Here is a 19,696-nt window from a genome sequence, read left to right on the forward strand (position 1 = left end):
CGCCAGCCTCGGAACGATCACTTCCGCGATCCACAGATCCACCGCACAGCCTGTGGATAACTTTTCCCCCGCAGTACAACGCTGTGGACAACCGCCGGGTCAAGTACCCCTTCCCACAAGGGAGGTGAGTCAAGGTGAGCCGACCGGAATGCTTCATTCCGGGGAATTGCATTCCCCTCATTGACGAACAGCGGGAGAACCGCACCCGCTTTCCCGTCAGTTCCCACCAGTTTCCCGACACTCTTCTCAATTGCCGCAATATGGACAAGGAGCCGCACCGGTGGATATCGAGTGGGGTGCTGTCACCGCGCACCGGTAGCCTGGTGGGGTGATTGACCTTCGCCTGCTCCGTGAGGACCCCGACCGTGTGCGCGCCTCCCAGCGTGCCCGTGGAGAGGACGTCGGCCTCGTCGACGCCCTGCTCTCCGCCGACGAGCGGCGCCGGTCCTCCGGCCTGCGCTTCGACGAGCTGCGCTCCGAGCAGAAATCGCTCGGCAAGCTGATCCCCAAGGCCGCGCCCGAGGAGAAGGCCGAACTGCTCAGGAAGGCCGAGCAGCTCAAGACAGCCGTCAAGGCCGCCGACGCCGAGCAGCACGAGGCGGACGAGGACGCGCGGCGGCTGCTCCTCCAGCTCGGCAACGTGGTGCACAGCGATGTCCCGATCGGCGGCGAGGAGGACTTCGTCGTCCTGGAGACGCACGGCACGATCCGCGACTTCGGTGAAGAGGGCTTCGAACCCAAGGACCATCTGGAACTGGGCGAGGCGCTGGGCGCCATCGACGTCGAGCGCGGCGCGAAGGTGTCCGGTTCGCGCTTCTACTACCTGACGGGTGTCGGCGCGCTGCTTGAGCTGGCCCTCGTCAACGCGGCGATCGCGCAGGCCGGCGAGGCGGGCTTCACGCCGATGCTCACGCCCGCGCTGGTCCGCCCGCGCGCCATGGAGGGCACGGGCTTCCTCGGCCAGGCGGCCGAGGATGTGTACCACTTGGAGAAGGACGACTTCTACCTGGTCGGTACGTCGGAGGTGCCCCTCGCCGCGTACCACATGGACGAGATCATCGAGGCCGACAAGCTCCCGCTGCGCTACGCGGGCTTCTCGCCGTGCTTCCGCCGCGAGGCGGGTACGTACGGCAAGGACACCCGGGGCATCTTCCGGGTCCACCAGTTCGACAAGGTCGAGATGTTCACGTACGTCGACCCGGCCGAGGCCGAGTCGGAGCACCGCCGGCTGCTGGAGTGGGAGAAGCAGTGGCTGTCGGGGCTCGGGCTGCCCTTCCAGGTCATCGACGTCGCCTCGGGCGACCTCGGCGCCTCCGCCTCGCGCAAGTTCGACTGCGAGGCGTGGATCCCGACGCAGGGCAAGTACCGCGAGCTGACGTCGGCGTCCAACTGCGACGGGTTCCAGGCCCGCAGGCTCTCCGTTCGGATGCGGGAGGGCAAGCAGGTCAAGCCGCTGGCGACGCTGAACGGCACGCTGTGCGCCGTCCCCCGCACGATCGTGGCGCTCCTGGAGAACCACCAGCAGGCCGACGGTTCGGTGTGGGTGCCCGAGGTGCTCCGCCCGTTCCTGGGCGGCCGCGAGTATCTGGAGCCGATCGCCAAGTGAGCACCGCCCCCGCGCCGTTCCCGTACCGGCTTGTCGCGACCGACCTCGACGGCACGCTGCTGCGCGAGGACGGCACGGTCTCGGCCCGTACGCGCGACGCGCTCGCCGCCGCCACGGCGGCGGGCGCCGCGCACATCATCGTCACCGGACGTGCCGTGCCGTGGACGCGCCATGTGCTGGACGACCTCGGGTACGACGGCCTGGCCGTGTGCGGGCAGGGCGCGCAGGTCTACCACGCGGGCGAGCACCGGCTGCTGACCTCGGTGACCCTGGACCGGCAGCTCGCCGCTCTCGCGCTGTCCAAGATCGAGGCCGAGACCGGTCCGCTGGCGCTGGCCGTGAGCAGGGACGGCCTTGAGGGCGACGTACTGATCGGCCCCGGCTACCGGGTGCAGGACGGCCCGCTGCCCGCGGTCCGGCTCGACGATCCGGCGGAGCTGCTGGCGGCCCCGATCAACAAGGTCTACATCCAGCACCCGGAGCTGGACGACGACGCGCTGACCCTGGCCGCCCGTGCGGCGGTCGGCGGTCTGGTGAACGTGGTGATGGCGGGCGCGGGCGTGGTGGAGGTACTGCCGCTGGGTCTGACGAAGGCGACGGGCCTGTCGCTGGCCGCCCGCCGGCTGGGTGTGCCGGCGGCGGAGACGGTCGCCTTCGGTGACATGCCGAACGACATCCCGATGTTCGGCTGGGCGCGGTACGGCGTGGCGATGGCGAACGCGCACGAGGAGCTGAAGGCCGTGGCGGACGAGGTCACGGCGTCGAACGACGAGGACGGCATCGCCGTGGTGCTGGAGAAACTGCTCCAGGGCTGACCAGCCACCGGTATTACTTGATGCTCGGCGGAGGATGCGCGGATCGAACGCGCGCGGGTTTCACGCCCCGACGACGGCCCGGGTCTGTCCGGCAAGCCGCTGCCTTACCACTCGGCCAATCCTCCGGGAGGGGCGGCCCGCGCGGATGCGCGCTCGAAGCGGCCGCCCCCGGACAGTGCTTGCGGCACCCGGAGCGGTCGATGGCTACTCCGGTGCCTGCGCGGCGCTGCCCTGCTGGGAACTCGACGGACTCTGCGTACTGGTCATCGCCGCGCTCCCGTCCCGGTCTCTGATGCGGCCTCGGCCGGCCCGTGTCGGCCTGCTCGGGCCTGCCTCGGCCTGTCCCTGACTACGGTGCCCGAAGGCGGAGTTCGCCGCCACCGATTATTCGCGGTGGCGGCGCGGCTCCGTCAGCGGTCCGCTCACTCATCGCCCGCGAGGGTCAGCGTGCGCAGCTTCTGGCCCGCGTACCAGGTCGCGACGCCCGTCACGAGCACCAGCAGCACCACGGCCACCGGCAGGCCCACGTCCGAGGTGATGATGCCGTCGCCGCCGATCTTCTGGGCGAGGGCGAGCGACCACTGCTGGACGCTGAGGGTGCGGGCCCCGGAGACCAGGCTGCCGAACAGGGTCTCCCAGACCAGCGCATAGACGAGGCCGAGGACCACCGCATGCCGGCTGACCGTCCCCAGCAGCAGGAACAGCGCGCTGTACGCGATCGAGGCGACGAGCGCCGCCACGGTGTAGGCGACGGCGATCTGCTGCCCGTTGCCGTTGAGGATGTAGCCGGCGATGAACGTCGGGATGGCCGAGAAGGCCATCGTCACGCCGATCGCGACGACCAGTTTGGTGAAGATGATCGTCGGCCGTTTCACCGGCTTGGCCAGCAGGTAGACGATCGAGCCGTCGTCGATCTCGGGCCCGATCGCTCCCGTACCGGCGATCACGCCGATCAGCGGCACCATCGTGGCGATGGCGAAGCCGCCCAGCACGTCAGAGGCGATCTGGTCGTCGGCGCCGTTCAGGGCGCGGACGGCCGCGCTGATGACGATCAGCAGGGCCGGCAGGACGAAGAGGATGGCGGCCCGGCGCCTGCCGAGCAGAGCCCGGTAGGTGAGCCGGGCGACAGTGGGGTTGTACATGGACTGTCTCAGCTCCTTTCAGGCCGCTCAGGCCGCTACGAGGTAGGAGAAGACCGACTCGAGGGACTCGTCGGACGGCGAGACCGTGAGCAGGCTGATGGAGTGTTCGACGGCGACCTTCGGCAGCAGCTCCGTGAAGCGGCCGAAGTCGACCGCCTGGATACGCAGCGCGCCTTCGGTGAGATCGACCTCGATGCCGGCCGTGGACGGATCGGCGATGAGGGCGGCGGCGAGCGCGCGGTCGTCGCTGGACCGTACGAGATAGCGGTGCGGGCGGTCGGTCATCAGCCTGCGGATACGGCGGAAGTCACCGCTGGCGGCATGCCGGCCTGCCACGATCACCTCGATGTGCGAGGCGAGTTGCTCGACCTCCTCCAGGATATGGGAGGAGAACAGCACCGTGCGGCCCGTGGCGCCCATTCGCCGCAGCAGTTCCATGAGCTGCATCCGCTGGCGCGGGTCCATGCCGTTGAACGGCTCGTCGAGCAGCAGTACGGACGGGTCGTGGACCAGCGCCGACGCCATCTTCACGCGCTGGCGCATGCCCTTGCTGTACGTGGCGATCTTGCGGTCCTGGGCGTACTCCATCTCGACGGTGGCGAGCGCCGCCTGCGCCTCGCGCCCGCCGAGTCCGTGCAGTTCGGCGTTGGCGACGACGAATTCGAGGCCGGTGAGGAAGTCGTACATCCCCTCCCGCTCGGGCACGATGCCGATCTGCTTGTACGCGGACTCGTTGCGCCAGATCTTCTCGCCGTCGATGGTGACGGTGCCGGTGGACGGGGCGAGGAAGCCGGCCATCATGTTGATGAGCGTGGACTTGCCAGCGCCGTTGGGGCCGAGGAGTCCGGTGACGCCGGGACCGATCGTCATGGTGACGTCGTTGACGGCGACCACGTTGCCGAACCAGCGGGACGTGTGATCGATGTTGAGGGTGGTCACAGCCCGACCTTCCGGTAGCGGCGCATCAGGACGGCGTACGAGCCGGCGATCAGGCCGAGGATGACCAGCAGATAGACGACGCCGACGCCGGCCGAGGGGCCTGCCTCGCCGGGGAAGGCGGACGTGGCGCCGAGGAAGGCGGTCTGCAGGCCGTCGATGAGGGTGATGGGGGAGAAGAGGCCGATCCACTTGACGACGGAACCGGAGTCCGTGGACCAGGCGATGGCCTGGACGGTGGAGACCGCGCCGTACGTGATGGTCAGCGTGGCGATCACGGCGGCGACGCCGAAGCCGCGGCGCGGGGTGAGGGCCGCCATGACGAGGCCGAGTCCGCCGAAGAGCAGCGACAGCATCGCCACCGACACGATGCCCTGCCCGAATCCCTTGGTCTGGTCGGCGAAGTCCAGCTTCGCCAGCAGCGCGCCGATGTAGAGGACGATCAGCGGCGCTGCGGTCAGGACGAAGAGCGCCGTCGCCATCGCGCCGAACTTGGCGAGGACGTAGTCGACGCGTTCGATGGGGCGCGAGAAGTAGAGCGGCACCGTCTTGAAACGGAGGTCGCGTGAGACGGTCTGCGGCGCCTGTGCGGCGAGGAACAGACCGATGACGGCCTGCGTGAGGATGGCGTAGCGGGTGTAGTCGAGGGGCAGGCTCTTCGCGTTGGTCGCGACGGCGACGGCGACGACGATGCCCGCGGGCAGGCACATCACGCCGAACAGGATCATCGGCAGGACCTTGGACTTCGCGGAGCGGCCGAGTCCGTACGCGCCGCGCAGGGACTGCGTGTAGAGGGAGCGCCTGGCGTAGGTCCGGCCGAGCCGGGGTCCGTCGTAGTTGCGGTAGCCGATGTTGTGGATCTGGGTCGTGTCAGTGCTCATCGCTGACGCCTCCCTTCTGCAGTGCGTAAGCGGAATCGGTGGCGGCGGAACCGGTGGCTGCCTTGTCGGTGGCCGGCGGTGTCCCGGCCGGCGCCGCCTCGGCGGGTGGTGCCTCGGCCGGGCGGAACACCTCGGCGATGTGGTGGCGCCGCTGTTCCATCCGGACGAGTCCGAGGCCGAGCGCGGCGACGGTGTCGCGGACGATGTCGTTCGTCTCGGTACCGACGGCCTCGATCAGCAGGATGTGGCCGGCGCCAGGGAGCCCTTCCTCGGTGCCGGCGAGGAGCGTGACGCCGGCGGCCGTGAGGGATTCGCGCAGCGTCGCCGTGCCGTCGGGGTGGGTGTCCGTGTCGGTGACCTCGACGGCGATGGTCGTGGTCATCTGCGTGAAGTCGCTGGTGGAGCTGGAGCGCAGCAGTGTCCCGCCGTCGATGACGACGACGTGGTCACAGGTGCGTTCGAGTTCGCCCAGGAGGTGCGAGGTGACCAGGACGGAGATGCCGAAGTCGGAGTAGACGCGGCGGATGAGGCCGAGCATCTCGTCGCGTCCTACCGGGTCGAGCCCGTTGGTCGGCTCGTCGAGCAGGACCAGTTGCGGGTCGTGGACCAGCGCCTGGGCGAGCTTGACGCGCTGCTTCATGCCGGTGGAGTAGCCGCCGATGGGGCGGTAGCGCTCCTCGTACAATCCGACGTGGCGCAGCGTGTCCGCCGTACGTTCGCGGGCCGCCGACGGCGGTAGTCCGGACATGCGCGCCATATGGACGACGAACTCGGTGGCCGAGACGTCCGGCGGCAGACAGTCGTGCTCGGGCATGTACCCGACGCGCTCGCGGATGGCGGCGCCACTGGTGGCGACGTCGAGGCCGAGCACCTCGGCCCGGCCTTCCGTGGCGGGGGACAGACCCAGCAGGATCTTGATCATGGTGGACTTGCCGGCTCCGTTGGCGCCCACGAGACCGGTCACGCCGGGTCCGATGTCCAGGGAGAGCCGGTCGAGCGCGGTCACCCGTGGAAACTTTTTACTCAAGCCTTCTGTCAGGATCACAGTCACGGTTCGACCGTAGTGGCGCGGGCCACACCGGTCGTCAGACCTGACGGTTGCATCGGTGTCCCCCTGGAGATGTACGGACCCGTAAGGGCTACGTAAAGAGGGCGGGGGTCCGGGTCGGGGTGCCGTGGGTTATCCACAGGCCGGGGCCTGGTCTTGACGTAGCCGCCGGGCATTGTCACATTCGTCAGTGGCAGGTTCGCGTGGCTGAGTGGCAGGTGCACGGTTCACGTGGCTGCCGGCTTCTCGGGGTTGGGAGACGACCGCATGGGCGAGTTCAGTGAGCGCCGGGAGCGCCGGGTGCGCACCGGTGGTGTCGAGTTGTGCATCGCCGAGCTGGGTGATCCGGCGGATCCGACGGTGCTGCTGGTGCACGGCTATCCGGACAGCAAAGAGGTCTGGTCGCAGGTCGCGGCCCGGCTGGCCGACCGGTTCCATGTGGTCCTGTATGACGTGCGGGGCCATGGCGGCTCGACGGCGCCCGAGCCGCTGCGCGGCGGTTTCACGCTGGAGAAGCTGACGGACGACTTCCTGGCGGTGGCCGACGCGGTGAGTCCGGACCGGCCGGTGCATCTGGTCGGGCACGACTGGGGTTCGGTGCAGGCGTGGGAGTTCGTCACGGTCGCGCGGACGGAGGGCAGGATCGCCTCGTTCACGTCGCTTTCGGGGCCCTCCCTCGACCATCTGGGGCTCTGGATCAAGAAGCGGGCCGCGCGGCCGACACCGCGCGCGGTCGGGCAGTTGGTCGGGCAGGGTGCCAAGTCCTGGTACATCTACCTGCTGCACACGCCCCGGCTGCCCGAGCTGGCCTGGCGCGGACCGCTGGGCAGGCGGTGGCCCGCGATACTCCGCAAGGTGGAGAAGGTGCCGGACGGTCCCGGCGCGCCCTATCCGACGGCGTCGCTCCCCGAGGACGCGGCGCACGGCGCGTGGCTCTACCGGGACAACGTACGGGCCCGGCTGCGCAGGCCCCGTACGGACGCGTACGCGCATGCGCCGGTCCAGTTGATCGTGCCGACGGAGGATGCCTTCCTGTCGGAGCGGCTCTACGACGACCTCGCCGAGTGGGCGCCGCGGCTGACCCGCCGTACGGTCCCGGTCAAGCACTGGGTGCCGCGTACCCGCCCCGACCAACTCGCCATCTGGATAGCCGACTTCGCCGACCGGTACGCGGAGGACGGCGCCGGGAGCGGACCGGGCGGCGCCGTCGCGGCTGTCACGCCGGCGAGCGGGCGGTACGCGGAGCGGTTCGGCGGGCAGCTCGTCCTGGTCACGGGCGCGGCCAGCGGGATCGGCCGGGCCACGGCGCTGGGGTTCGCCGAGTCGGGTGCCCGGGTGATCGCGGTCGATGTGAACGGCGAGGGCGCGGCGAGGACGGCGGAGCTGGCGCGGCTGATCGGCGCCCCCGAGGCGTGGAGCGAGCAGACCGACGTCGGTGACGAGCAGGCGATGGAGAAGCTGGCGGCGAAGGTCGCCGCCGACTACGGGATCGTCGACGTCCTCGTCAACAACGCGGGGATCGGGCTCTCCGGGTCGTTCCTCGACACGACGGCCGACGACTGGCGCAAGGTCCTGGACGTCAATCTGTGGGGGGTCATCCACGGCTGCCGGCTCTTCGGCAGGCAGATGGCCGAGCGCGGGCAGGGCGGTCATATCGTCAACACCGCTTCGGCCGCCGCGTATCAGCCGTCGCGCGCGCTGCCCGCGTACAGCACGTCGAAGGCGGCGGTGCTGATGCTCAGCGAATGCCTGCGGGCCGAACTGGCCGGGCGGGGCGTCGGGGTGTCCGCGGTCTGTCCGGGCTTCGTGAACACGAACATCACGGCCACGGCGCGCTTCACCGGTGTGTCGGAGCAGGAGCAGGACCGGCGCAGGAAGAAGACGTCCCGGCTCTACGGGCTACGCAACTACCCGCCGGAGAAGGTCGCCGACGCCGTACTGCGCGCCGTCGTGCACAACCAGGCGGTGGTTCCGGTGACCCCGGAGGCCCGGGTCGCCCGGCTGCTGTCGCGGATCTCGCCGGGTGCGCTGCGGGCGATAGCCAGGGTGGAGCCACCGCTGTGAGCGGGGGAGCCGCCGAGAGCAAGGATGTCGCTGCGGGCGGAGACGCCGCCGCAGCCGGAGACGCGGCCGCTGACGGAGACGAGCGCCGTCCGATCGTGCCGCGCCGGGTCTCGTTCGACTGGCACGGGACGCCGCTGCACTGGATACCGGACGAGCCGACCGCCACGCATGTCATCAACGTGCTGCATCTGCTGCTGCCGGCGGGCGAGCGGTGGTTCGTCAAAGTGTTCAAGGAGGCCCTGCCGCTGGTCACCGATCCCGAACTGGCCAAGGACGTCAAGGGGTTCATGGGCCAGGAGGCCACCCACAGCGTGCAGCACGCGTATGTACTGGACCATCTGGCGGAGCAGCGGCTGGACACGGCGGAGTTCACCCGCCATGTCGACTTCCTCTTCGAGCGGCTGCTCGGCGACCGGCCGCCGTGGCGGATCCCGTTGCCCACCGGGAGGTGGCTGCTCTACCGGCTGGCGTTCGTCGCGGCGATCGAGCAGTTCACGGCCGTCCTGGGCGACTGGGTGCTGCGCGCCGACGCGCTGGACGGCGCGGAGGCGGACCCGGTCATGCTCGACCTGCTGCGCTGGCACGGCGCCGAGGAGGTCGAACACCGTGCGGTGGCCTTCGACATGTACCAGCACTGCGGGGGCGGCGAGCCGCTGCGGTATGTCCGCAGAGTGGGGACGATGTGTGTCACGGCGCCCGTGCTGCTGTGGATGTGGGTCTGGGGGACCCGCTATCTGATCCGGCACGACCCGCGGCTGGCCGGCTCGCTGCGCTACTCGCGCCGGGCCCACAACGCGGCCGTGGCCAAGGGTCTGCTGCCGGCCTGGGGAGAGCTGGGAGCCGCCCTGCCCCGCTACTTCCGCCGCTCGTACCACCCCTCCCAGGAGGGCTCGCTGAGCAGGGCCGCCGGCTATCTCGCGGTCTCGCCCGCCGCGCGCGCCGCCCGGGAGGGGGAGCGGTGAGCCGCGCCGAATACCGGATCGAGGCGCTGGCCCAGGCGAGCGGCGCCACCGTCCGGACGATCCGCGCGTACCAGGACCGCGGCCTGCTGCCGACGCCCGAGCGGCGCGGCCGGGCCAATGTGTACGGCGAGACGCATCTGGCCAGGCTCCGGCAGATCGCCGATCTGCTGGAGCGCGGCTACAGCCTGGCGTCCATCAAGGAGTTGCTGGAGGCGTGGGACGCGGGGCGCGGCCTCGGCGGGGTGCTCGGCCTGGTCGCCGAGGTGCACGGCCCGTGGACGGACGAGGAGGCAGCGCGGATCTCCCGTACGGAGCTGGACGAGCGGTTCGGCGCGATGCGCGACGACGCGGCGGTCGAAGAGGCGCTGGAGCTTGGCGTGCTGGAGCGGGTGCCGGGCCGCGACGACGTGTTCGTGGTGCCGAGCCCCCAGGAGCTGACCGTGGCGGCCGAGTTGTACGCGGCGGGCGTCCCGCTGACCGCGATCTCCGGCCATCTGCGGGAACTTCGCGGCCAGGTCGAACATATCGCCGCGCGTTTCCTGGAGTTCACCGGAGAGCATGTCTTCGCCCGCTATCTCGGCCACCACCCCCCGACGGACGCGGAAGCGGCCGAGGCCGCAGCGCTGGTACGCCGGCTCCGCCCGCTCGCCCAGCAGTCGGTCGACGCCGAACTGGCCCGCGCGATGCGCCTGTTCGCCACCCGCCAACTGGAACACCACCTGTCGGCCGGCCTCCCCCTGCCGACAGACGTCGAGGAGCGCTCGGTGGCCCTGCCCGCCGACACGATCCGGGCTGTCGAGGCGCTGGTTGGCCAGGAGAACACGGCGGCGTTCGTCGCTGCGGCCACGGAACGGGAGGTCCAGGCCAGGACGTTGGACGCCTTGACCTCAACAGACCGACAAACAAGATGTATCGACCAAATAACCTGAATCGCAAGGCTGTTATCCACAACAGCGTCAAATAGCCTGTGGATAACCCAAGTTGGCTGTGGATCAAACTTGTGGATCATGAACACTTGAAATCCCTCATCCGACCTCGAAGGCGCGTTTCATGGCGCGGGTGGAGAAGCCCAGCCCGATGGTGGCGATCACCGTCGCGGTGAGGGCGCCGTGGAGCACGGAGGTGTCGAGGAAGTCACCGGCGAACAGTGCACGGGCGGCATCGACGATGTACGTGATGGGGTTGATCATGGCGGCCTTGCTCAGCCAGCCGGGTGCGGTTCCGACCGGCAGGAGGATGCCGGAGAGCAGCATGATCGGGAAGATGAGCATCTGGGTGACCATCCAGAACAGGTTGCCGCTGGGCCGTGAGGCGATGGCCAGGATGTAGGACAGGGCGCTGAGTCCGACCGCCATGACGATGAGCAGCACCATGGCGGCCAAGGCGCCGGTCAGGTGGAGTTTCATGCCCAGCGGGACGGCGATGGTGGTGATGAGGATCGCTTGGACGAACAGGGTGGCGGTGTCCTTGGCGGTGCGTCCGAGGATGAGTGAGGTGCGGCTGACGGGGGTGACGAGGAAGCGTTCCATCTGTCCCCCGGTCAGTTCGCTGAGCATGCTGTGACCGGCCGAGAGCGGCCCCATGAGGCACATCATCACGATGATGCCGGGGACGAACCACTGCCAGACGTCGCCGGCACCGGCCCCGAGATCGGCTTCGGTGCCGACGAGCATCGAGCCGAACACGATGAGGAACAGCAAAGGCTGCCCCATGGCGAGGACGATGCTGACTGGGGAGCGAAGCTCGGGCGTGATTTCGCGGGAGAAGACCGTGGCGGTGTCGTGGAGGAGCTTAGGCATGGGTGGCTCCGATCGGCCCGGCGCCGGTGGTCTCGAAGGCGTGGCCTGTTTCGTCGAGCCTGCGGCCGGTGAGGTTGATGAAGACGTCGTCGAGGGACGGTCGGCGCGTGCGGGCACGCGTGACCGTGATCGCGTCGTGGTGCAGCAGCCGCAGATAGGCAGGTAGGGCGGTGTCAACGTCGGCGATCCGCACGTGCACTGTCCGCCCTTCGGCCGTGACCTCGCAGACGCCGGCCATTCGACCGGCCACGCGTGCGGCGGCACGTGTCGAGTCGGTGTCCGGCGTCGTGATGTGCATCCAGTCGCCGGCCAGGTCGGCCTTGAGAGCGGCCGCGGTGCCGTTGGCGATGACCCGCCCTTGGTCGATGATGACGATCCGCTCGGCCATCTGGTCGGCTTCGTCGAGGTAGTGGGTGGTCAGCAGGATCGTGATGCCGTGCTCGCGGCGCAGGCGTTGGATCTGATCCCACAGGCCGGCGCGGCTGTGAGGATCGAGGCCCATGGTGGGTTCGTCGAGGAAGAGCACGCTCGGGTTGTGTATGAGCCCGAAAGCAATGTCCACGCGCCGTCGCTGTCCGCCTGAGAGGCTGCCGGGGACGCGGGCGGCAAGGTCGCTGATGCCCAGGATCTCCAGAACCTCGTCGGCCCGGCGCCGCGCATCACGAAGCCGGAGCCCGTAGCAGCGCCCCTGAGTGATGAGCTCATCGCGGATGCGGTGGGTTTCCCCGCAGGCGTTCTTCTGTCCCACGTAGCCGATCGCCTTACGCACCCGGGCCGGTTCGCGCGCCGCGTCACAGCCCGCGATGCACACGCGGCCCGCAGTGGGTGGCAGCAGCGTGGTCAGCATCCGCAAGGTCGTGGACTTGCCGGCACCGTTCGGCCCGAGCAGCGCCAGCAGCTCACCGGCCGCGACATCAAAACTGACGTCGCGCACCGCCTCGATCGTCCCCTTGCCCACCTTGAAGGTCCGACGCAGACCTTCGGCCCGGATCATCTTCTCTTCACTCATGATGCGGACTGTAAAGCACCCTGAATGGAACTTCAAACTTCCATAAATGAGATCCAAGATTCCCTTACGGGTGTTGCTGATACCGTAGAGCCATGAGTGCGACGCAGACCTCCAGTGCCCGGAATCGAACTGAACGGGCCATTGTGACTGCCGCGGTGCGTGCTTGGGCGCGCGACCGGGCAGCCACGTTGCCCCAGGTCGCCGAGGCCGCGGAGGTCGGCCGCACGACCCTGCACCGCTACTTCCCGGAACGCGACGGTCTGCTGCGCGCCGCCACCGAGCACGCCCTGGAAGCCATCGGTTGCGCCATCGACGAAGCGTCCCCCGACGTAGGGCACCCGCTGACCGCCATGCGCCGCGTGATCGCGGCCCTGGCCTCGGCCAGCGATGCGATCATGTTCGTCTTCGGCGACCAGTCCCTGGTGCGCGATGTCGCTCCCACCCCGGAGCCCGACCTGCCGACAGCGCACGACCCAGTGATCGACCTCATCCGCCGCGGGCAGGCCGAGGGCGTCTTCGACGACCAGCTCAGCGCCGAATGGATTCAGCAAGTCCTTTGGGGAGTGGCGTACACCGCCTTCGAACAGGTCGAACGGGGCGCCCTCGCCAGGTTCGACGTCACCGCGACCGTGACCCGCACACTGGAACAGGGGATCACCGCCACGGCCGGTGCACGTCCGGGATCGGATCCGAAGCCATGACCGGCACCACCACCGAAGCAGGCTGGAGTGTCGACTTCTGGCTCGACCCGGCCTGCCCGCTCACCCGCCACACCGCTCGCTGGATCGCCCAGGTCGCCGACCAGGTAGTGCTCCAGGTGCGCTGGCGGGTGATGAGCCTGGCGGTGCTCAACGAGCATCGCGACGACGACCCCGAAGGCGACCCGCACGGCTACCTGTGGATTCCCGCCCGCATCGCGGCGGCCGTCCAGACCGAGCACGGACATACCGCACTCGGCACGTTCTACACCGCACTGTGGACCGAGCCTGACGGCACCGCGCGCGAATGGATCGGCGACATCCACGAAGCCCTGCACCGCAGCGGCCTGCCCACCGCGCTCACCGAGGCCGGTACCGCCACCGACTACGACCAGGCACTGCGCGCCTCGCACCACGCCGGCGTCGATCAAATCGATGCCCAGATCGGCACCCCCGTCGTGGCCATCACCACACCCGACGGCATCCAACGAGCATTCTTCGGCCCCGTCCTCAACGCCACCCCTGCGCGAGCAGACGCCATCCGTCTCTGGGAAGCCACCCTACTGATGGCCGGCGTCTCGACATTCCGCGAACTCAAGGCGTGACACCCCGGTCATCGCGGTTCACCGACAGGAAGACAGCGGCTGACGGTGTACCGCGAAGGGCATACGGCCTGGTCGGTGCGCGGGGAGGTGGGACGTAGGGTCGGATCATGAGTCTGCGTCTGAGTACCGTGATCCTCCCCGTCGACCGCTGGCACGAGGGGGGCCGGGCGAAGTGGCAGCGTGCCGAGGAGCTCGGTTTCCATACCGCGTACACCTACGACCACCTCTCCTGGCGCACGTTCCGCGACGGCCCGTGGTTCGGGGCGCTGCCCACGCTGACCGCCGCGGCGACGGCGACCGACCGGCTTCGTCTGGGCACGCTCGTCACGTCGCCGAACTTTCGGCACCCCGTGACGCTCGCCAAGGAGCTGATGTCGCTCGACGACATCTCGGGCGGCCGGATCACCCTCGGCATCGGCGCGGGCGGCAACGGCTTCGACGCGACGGCGCTGGGGCAGGAGGCGTGGTCGCCGCGTGAACGGGCCGACCGTTTCGGCGAGTTCGTGCCACTGCTCGACCGGCTGCTCACCGAAGGTGCGGTGACTCAGGAGGGGGACTTCTACTCGGCCGTCGAGGCGCGGAACATCCCCGGTTGCCTGCAGCGGCCCCGGCTGCCCTTCGCCGTCGCCGCGACCGGTCCGCGCGGGCTCAAGCTGGCCGCGCGGTACGGGCAGGGGTGGGTGACCACCGGCGACCCGAAGCTCTTCGACGAGGGCACACCCGAGCAGTCCCGGGCCGCGCTGCGCGGCCAGATCGACCGGCTCGGCTCCGCGTGCGCGGAGATCGGACGCGACCCGGCCGAGCTGGACAAGGTGCTGCTCCACGGCTTCACCCCGGACCGCAACCGGCCCCTGGAGTCGGTCGACGCCTTCGTGGACTTCGCAGGACGCCACCGCGATCTCGGCATCACCGAGATCGCGGTCCACTGGCCGATCCCCGACTCCGACTTCGCCGCGGACCAGGCCGTCTTCGAACGAATTGCCACGGAAGCGGTCGCGCAGCTCGGTTGATCCCGACTCCGTGGTGCCCCCGGGTGGGGCACCACGGGGCACCACGGCGGGGTGTCAGGCCAGGTGGCGCAGGGTTTCTTCCAGTTGTGTGACCGTTCGGCGGGCGCGGGCGTCGTCCTGGGTGCGGAGTTCGGCGGCCAGGGTGGTGAGGCGGGTGGTGGCTTCCTCGGCTCGGCCCATGGCGTGTTCGGACCAGGCGATGCCCGTCAGGCATCTCGTCCGCTCTTCGAGCGCGTCGAGACCCAGCGTCGCGTAGGCGTCGGCGGCCTGTTCCCAGAGGCGTATCGCCGCCAGCCGCACGGCCTTCTCGTCCACCGCTTCGTGCGGGCCCGGTTCCGGCTTGTCCTCCTCGTCGTCATCGAAGTCGTCGTATTCGTCGTCGGGCAGCCGGGACATGGTGAGGTTGGCGAGTTGGTGCCAGGTCTGGCCGCGTTCGTAGCGCGACTGGTCGTCGTCCGCGCCGTCCAGTACGGCCAGGGCCTGGTTCATCAGGTCGCGCGCGGCCTCGAACTCCGTCTCGCTCTCGTGCCCGGCCAGCCAGGCGAGCGAGCGCAGGATCCGTACCTCGGCGACCGGGTTGTCGCCCGACCGGCGCCACAGCTCCAGGGCTCTGCGGTACGCCGAGCGCGCCTCGTCCGGCAGGCCGGCCCGCGACAGGGACTCGGCCGCGAGCTGGGCGAAGTGGGCCTGGGGGGCCGGGTCGTCCCAGCCCTTGGCCGTGTCGGCGGCGAGGAGGTACTGCTCGGCGGCGCCGCGTGCGTCGCGCAGTTGTCCCAGCAGGTCGCCCAGCGTCTCGCGGGCGTGGACGCCCCGGTACTCGCCGTGGTCCAGCAGGTCGGGCAGCGCGGACTGGAGGACTTCCGCCGCCTCGGCCGTACGCTCAGCCGCCGCATACGCCTTCGCCAGCACCAGCCGGGCCTGGGCCCCGCCCGCCGCGCCGAGGCCCGCCTGGTCGAACCAGTGCGCGGCGTCCAGCGCGTGATCGGCCGCCTCCGCTTCCCGGCCGCCCCGCCGCACCAGGATGTCGGCGAGCGTCAGACGGACGACCGCCTGCTCCTCGGGGTCGGTCAGCTCCGTACTCTGCTCGACGCCCGCACGGGCCGCGGCCTCGGCCTCCTCCGCGCTGCCGCGGGCGAACAGCAGCCCCGCGCGCCGGGCGAGCGGCTCCGCCGCCTCCCAGGGCTGGCCCGCGGCGATGTTCCGCTCGGCCGCCGAGCCGAACAGCGACTCGGCGCGCTCCTCGTCGCCGCTGCGCAAGGCGAACTCGGCCAGCATCAATTCGGCCTCGGCGACGAGATGTTCCAGTCCTTCGGTGGACTCCCTGGCCGCGACGAACTCCGTCAGCTCGCGCTCCAGCCAGCCGTCCGCCCCCGCGTGGTCGTGGTCCGCCTCCCTGGCCCGGAGGAACGCCTCTATCCGGACGCCGTTGATCTCGGCCGCCGCCACCCGGCGTGACCGGCTCGGGTCGGTCTCGGCCAGCGCCTCGGCCGAGCTGAGCGCGGTCGCCAACAGCTCCCGTATCTCGGCGGCCTCGGCGCCGGACTGCGCCGCGGCCGTGGCGAGCCGCAGCTCGGCGAGGGCGGCGCGGCTGTCCTGCCCGGCCGCGCGGTGGGCGGCCAGGCTCTCGGTGAACAGCTCCCGTGCGGCCTCGGCCCCCGCGCGGCCGGCGCGCAGCGCGCGGTGTTCCAGCAGGTCGGCGGCGAGCTGCGGATCGGGGGTCTGTCCTGCGGCTTCGAGCAGGGCGGCGAGCCGCTCCCACTGGGCGTCCGCGCCGGGATGGCCCTGCTCCCGCAAGGACCTCGCGCGGGCGGTGAGTTCGGTGATGTCGTCCGTGTCGGGCTGCGGCCCCGCCTCGCTCCTGGCCGGCCGCTGTCCCGCATCGGCCGGAGCCAGCACAGGGCTGCGCACCCCCAGCGGCAGGAACTCGACCAGCGGCTGGCTGGCCAGGCGCTGCGCGAGCCGGGTCGACACATGCGCCGTGCCGTTACGGGCGTCGAACCGGTCGGCGATGGCTTTCGCGTCCGCGTACACCTGGTCGTACAGCTCGCTCACCGTACGGGCGGTGCCCCGGTAGGGCACGGCCGGCCGGCCGCCGTGGCCGAGGTCGGTGAGGCGGCGCAGCAGGACGAGGATGCCGCCGTTGAACTCCAACTGCGCCTCAAGGTCGGTGAGCGGGCCGAGGTGCGCGGTGTGTTCGGAGAGGATCTCCAGGCCGCGGGACTCGTTGCCGGTCAGCGCGCAGAACTCGATGTGCTCACCGACCTCGCGCAGCAGGGATTCGTTGCCCCGGGCCATGCGATAGCCCCGCAGATGGTGGGAGCGGGCGTCCGCCGCCCGGCCCAGGCGCATCAGCGGCAGCAGCGAGTGGGCCAGCACCCGGTGCGGCTCCTCCAGGCAGGTGTCGTTGCCGGACAGCACCGGCTGCCAGACCTCGATCGCCTTGGCGTCCTCGCCCTTGCGGGACCAGTAGCCGCCCTGGGTGTTGATCTCGCAGGCCAGGCAGTCGCTCATCCGGTCGCGCTCGGTGTCGGCCCAGCCCGCGATGGCGCGGTCGGCCCGCGCCGCGTCGCCGACGGTGTCGGCCAGGTAGAACTCGGCCTTGCGCACGGCCCGCGGGCTGAATCCGGCGACGCGGTAGCGGCGCTCCATGTCGGCGAGCCAGCGCTCGACCACGTCGAGCGGGATGTCGGGGGACGACACGATGTTGCTGGTCACCCACTTGAAGTGCCAGAACAGCCGGTGCGTCTCGTAGCCGTCGAAGGCCGCCGCGTCCGTGTCGTACTCCTGGAGGAGCCGCGCGAAGGGCACCAGCATCTTCGTACGCTCGGAGCTGTACTCGTACGCCTCGATGAGGGAGCTGAGGGATCGGCGCAGCAGCGCGCGGTCACCGGTCCGCTCGGCGGCGGCGGACAGCTCCTCCGCGCGGGCGTTGCGCGCGGCGCCGTTGGGCGCGCTGTCGTTCTCGAAGAGGCCCCGCTGGATCTCGGCGGGCGTCAGCGTCGTCACTTCTGGTCATCCTCCGGGTCGTGCCGCTGCGCTGCGGAGTGGGTCGCCCATTCCAGGAGTCCGAGGAAGGCGCGGTTGAGCAGGGTCGTGTCGGCGGGGCGCAGCGGCCGCTGGGACATCAGCAGCGCCTGGCCGTACAGCGACTCGACGGCCGTGCCGGTCAGCTCGGCGTCGGGGAGCGCCGATATCCGCCGGATCAGCGGGTTGTTGTGGTTGAGGACGAGCCGGGCACGCGGCGCGGAGCCGCGCAGCGAGCCGAGGATGTCGCTCCACAGCGAGTCGGCGCCGTCCTGCGCGATGGCCCTGTCCCGTTCGTGCCTGGCCTGCCGGTCGTCGAGGAAGAGCGCGGGTACGGAGACAGGCTGGAAGGCGCGCAGCGCGACGTCGCAGCCGAGCGCGTCGAGACGGGTCCTGGCGGTGGCGAGGAAGCCCGCCAGGGCCAGTTCGGCGCCGGTGTCGACCGGGTCGAGCCGGTCGGTGACGGCCCCGGCGTCCAGCTCGGTGACCTTGATACCGGGCCGGACGGCCGGCAGCAGGGCGAGCAGGTCGGCGTCGTAGGTGTAGCCGGCGTTGATCACGCCGAGGCCGTGCGCGGCGGCTATCGGCGCGATCTGCCGGAACTCCTCGACGGTGCGGGTGAAGTGGATGTCGTCGTGGGCGGCGGCGAACTCTTCGAGGCTGACCTGGCCGTCGCTGGTCTCGAACGGCAGCCACGGCAGCATCAGATCGAGCAGCTCCGCGTCATGCCGGGCGAGGGACTTCACCCCGAGGTGATGCACGCTCAGGAAGGCGGCGAGCCGCTCCGGTTCGCCTGCGGCGAGTTCGGTGAGCCAGTCGCGCACGCGCGCGCCGAGCGCGTCGCGTACGGCGGCGAGCGTCTCGTCGTCGTACAGGTTCTCCCGGGAGGCGGTGGGGCGCAGGGTGTCCGTGTCGAGGACCGCGCGCACGAAGAACGCCCACTCGGGGAGCAGGTTGTCCGCGTGGTCGGTGAGCAGCATGCCCTTGAGGTAGACGCGGTGCCCGGCGCGGTGCGCGGGGCTGGTCGGCTCGGGCAGCACGTACGCGACGCCGCGCACCCCGGCGACCGGCAGGTCCAGGTCGATGGTGTCGAGCGGGGTGAAGCCGAAGACCCGGGCGCAGTGCCCGGCGAGCGCGACGCGGCGCGCGCCGGGGGTGGGGTGTTCGCGGTCCCAGACGGCGGGCCGGTCGGTGAGGGCGCGCTCGGCGCCGTCGCCGGTGCTGAACGTGATGTCGTACGGCAGGAGGGAGCCGAAGTCGCGGGCCAGCTCCTCGACGCGGACGGGCTCGGTCCACTCCTCGGCGCCTGGCCTCGGTTCGAGGAAGACCGTGGTGCCGGGCTCCGGCCTGGCCTCGTCGGGCAGGGTCCGTACGGTGTACGAGCCGTCGTCGGTGGCCAGCCACTCCACGGGCGGAGCTTCGGGAGTGCGGGCCGAGCGCGTGACGACCCGGATCTGCCGGGCGACGACGAAGCAGGCGAGCAGGCCGATGCCGAACTGGCCGAGGAACTCCCTGCGCGCGTTCAGGCCCTGCGCGTCGCCGCGCTTGGAACTGCGGCCGATGGTGGCGAGCAGGGTGTGCACCTCGTCGGCCGTCAGACCGATACCGGTGTCCTCGATGGACACCTGGCCGCCGGCCGTCGACAGCCGGATCCGGATGACGGCCGAAGGGTCGTGCGCGCGGCGGGCCGTGACCGCGTCGACCGCGTTCTGCAGGAGTTCGCGTACGTAGACACGCGGGCTGGAGTAGAGATGGTGGGAGAGCAGATCCACCAGACCGCGCAGATCGACCTGGAAGGTGTTGACGGCGGGATCAGTGGTCCCCGCCCTGGTGGAAGACGTCATGGGGCAGCACCTCGCGTGCTCGCATACGGAATTGACGACCGCGAGGTTCCCCCCTCACCGATCGTGAAGTGAGACACAGCGTAAGGCCCGGGACTGACATTCCGGCCGGAAATTTTCCGGGCGCGACGACGGGCCGATGGTGGGGGGAGGACGAGGCGACGATCAGGGTCACGGCGGCGGGACGGCGGCGCGGCGGCGGGCGGACCGCGTGCGTCCGCCGCGCCCCACGGCGCGCGGTCTCAGATGTGCGCCC

The 19,696-nt window shown here is 70.4% G+C and carries 16 protein-coding genes and 1 pseudogene; 8 read left to right on the forward strand and 9 right to left on the reverse strand.

Features of this window, described 5'->3' with window-relative positions:
* Nucleotides 1–328 precede the first annotated feature (328 nt).
* Nucleotides 329–1,606 carry a serine--tRNA ligase gene (serS, locus tag ACZ63I_RS00085; protein ID WP_469333803.1) on the forward strand — a complete coding sequence of 426 codons (1,278 nt, stop codon included), beginning with the start codon at nt 329–331 and terminating at the stop codon, nt 1,604–1,606.
* Nucleotides 1,603–2,421: an HAD family hydrolase gene (locus ACZ63I_RS00090; protein WP_469333805.1), complete on the forward strand. Its 819-nt coding sequence runs from the start codon at nt 1,603–1,605 to the stop codon at nt 2,419–2,421. The genes serS and ACZ63I_RS00090 overlap by 4 nt, the downstream gene beginning before the upstream one ends.
* Before the next feature lie 28 nt (nt 2,422–2,449).
* On the opposite strand, the pseudogene ACZ63I_RS00095 reads toward ACZ63I_RS00090, so the two are convergent.
* From ACZ63I_RS00095 to ACZ63I_RS00115, 5 genes and pseudogenes are all read right to left on the reverse strand, one after another.
* Nucleotides 2,450–2,546 (reverse strand): annotated as a pseudogene (locus ACZ63I_RS00095).
* A 297-nt stretch (nt 2,547–2,843) separates the two neighbouring features.
* The gene (locus tag ACZ63I_RS00100; protein WP_469333807.1) at nt 2,844–3,563 is read right to left on the reverse strand and encodes an ABC transporter permease; all 720 of its coding nucleotides are present in this window, start codon (nt 3,561–3,563) and stop codon (nt 2,844–2,846) included.
* A 27-nt stretch (nt 3,564–3,590) separates the two neighbouring features.
* Entirely contained in the window at nt 3,591–4,502 is a 912-nt protein-coding gene (locus tag ACZ63I_RS00105) for an ABC transporter ATP-binding protein (protein WP_041987250.1), read from the reverse strand.
* Nucleotides 4,499–5,380, reverse strand: coding sequence for an ABC transporter permease subunit (locus tag ACZ63I_RS00110; RefSeq protein ID WP_469333809.1), 882 nt, complete (start codon nt 5,378–5,380; stop codon nt 4,499–4,501). Before ACZ63I_RS00110 ends, ACZ63I_RS00105 begins: the two co-directional genes overlap by 4 nt.
* Complete coding sequence (locus ACZ63I_RS00115) at nt 5,370–6,425, reverse strand: ABC transporter ATP-binding protein (RefSeq protein ID WP_469335482.1); 1,056 nt, start codon at nt 6,423–6,425, stop codon at nt 5,370–5,372. Before ACZ63I_RS00115 ends, ACZ63I_RS00110 begins: the two co-directional genes overlap by 11 nt.
* A 270-nt stretch (nt 6,426–6,695) precedes the next feature.
* Between ACZ63I_RS00115 and ACZ63I_RS00120 the strand changes: the two genes are divergently transcribed.
* The 3 genes from ACZ63I_RS00120 to ACZ63I_RS00130 all read left to right on the forward strand — a co-directional run bounded on the left by ACZ63I_RS00120 (nt 6,696) and on the right by ACZ63I_RS00130 (nt 10,383).
* Nucleotides 6,696–8,492 carry an SDR family oxidoreductase gene (locus ACZ63I_RS00120; protein ID WP_469333811.1) on the forward strand — a complete coding sequence of 599 codons (1,797 nt, stop codon included), beginning with the start codon at nt 6,696–6,698 and terminating at the stop codon, nt 8,490–8,492.
* Between the two features lie 92 nt (nt 8,493–8,584).
* Nucleotides 8,585–9,454 (forward strand): metal-dependent hydrolase, encoded by an 870-nt coding sequence (locus tag ACZ63I_RS00125; RefSeq protein WP_469335484.1) that lies wholly within the window; start codon nt 8,585–8,587, stop codon nt 9,452–9,454.
* Nucleotides 9,451–10,383 carry a MerR family transcriptional regulator gene (locus ACZ63I_RS00130; RefSeq protein ID WP_469333813.1) on the forward strand — a complete coding sequence of 311 codons (933 nt, stop codon included), beginning with the start codon at nt 9,451–9,453 and terminating at the stop codon, nt 10,381–10,383. Before ACZ63I_RS00125 ends, ACZ63I_RS00130 begins: the two co-directional genes overlap by 4 nt.
* Nucleotides 10,384–10,479: 96 nt before the next feature.
* On the opposite strand, the gene ACZ63I_RS00135 is transcribed toward ACZ63I_RS00130, so the two are convergent.
* A complete protein-coding gene (locus ACZ63I_RS00135; protein ID WP_469333815.1) occupies nt 10,480–11,253 on the reverse strand; it encodes an ABC transporter permease in 774 nt (257 codons plus the stop codon).
* The gene (locus ACZ63I_RS00140; protein WP_469333817.1) at nt 11,246–12,262 is read right to left on the reverse strand and encodes an ATP-binding cassette domain-containing protein; all 1,017 of its coding nucleotides are present in this window, start codon (nt 12,260–12,262) and stop codon (nt 11,246–11,248) included. Before ACZ63I_RS00140 ends, ACZ63I_RS00135 begins: the two co-directional genes overlap by 8 nt.
* A gap of 92 nt (nt 12,263–12,354) precedes the next feature.
* Here ACZ63I_RS00140 and ACZ63I_RS00145 point away from each other — a divergent pair, with 92 nt between their 5' ends.
* The 3 genes from ACZ63I_RS00145 to ACZ63I_RS00155 all read left to right on the forward strand — a co-directional run bounded on the left by ACZ63I_RS00145 (nt 12,355) and on the right by ACZ63I_RS00155 (nt 14,575).
* Nucleotides 12,355–12,963: a TetR/AcrR family transcriptional regulator gene (locus ACZ63I_RS00145; RefSeq protein WP_469333819.1), complete on the forward strand. Its 609-nt coding sequence runs from the start codon at nt 12,355–12,357 to the stop codon at nt 12,961–12,963.
* Nucleotides 12,960–13,565 carry a mycothiol-dependent nitroreductase Rv2466c family protein gene (locus ACZ63I_RS00150; protein ID WP_469333821.1) on the forward strand — a complete coding sequence of 202 codons (606 nt, stop codon included), beginning with the start codon at nt 12,960–12,962 and terminating at the stop codon, nt 13,563–13,565. Before ACZ63I_RS00145 ends, ACZ63I_RS00150 begins: the two co-directional genes overlap by 4 nt.
* A 107-nt stretch (nt 13,566–13,672) precedes the next feature.
* On the forward strand, nt 13,673–14,575 hold the full coding sequence (locus ACZ63I_RS00155; RefSeq protein WP_469333823.1) for an LLM class flavin-dependent oxidoreductase: 903 nt from the start codon (nt 13,673–13,675) through the stop codon (nt 14,573–14,575).
* A 54-nt stretch (nt 14,576–14,629) separates the two neighbouring features.
* On the opposite strand, the gene ACZ63I_RS00160 is transcribed toward ACZ63I_RS00155, so the two are convergent.
* The gene (locus tag ACZ63I_RS00160; RefSeq protein WP_469333825.1) at nt 14,630–17,581 is read right to left on the reverse strand and encodes a tetratricopeptide repeat protein; all 2,952 of its coding nucleotides are present in this window, start codon (nt 17,579–17,581) and stop codon (nt 14,630–14,632) included.
* Entirely contained in the window at nt 17,578–19,443 is a 1,866-nt protein-coding gene (locus ACZ63I_RS00165) for an HSP90 family protein (RefSeq protein ID WP_469333827.1), read from the reverse strand. The genes ACZ63I_RS00160 and ACZ63I_RS00165 overlap by 4 nt, the downstream gene beginning before the upstream one ends.
* Between the last annotated feature and the right edge of the window lie 253 nt (nt 19,444–19,696).

The sequence above is a fragment of the Streptomyces sp. NPDC087906 genome, assembly GCF_055584925.1.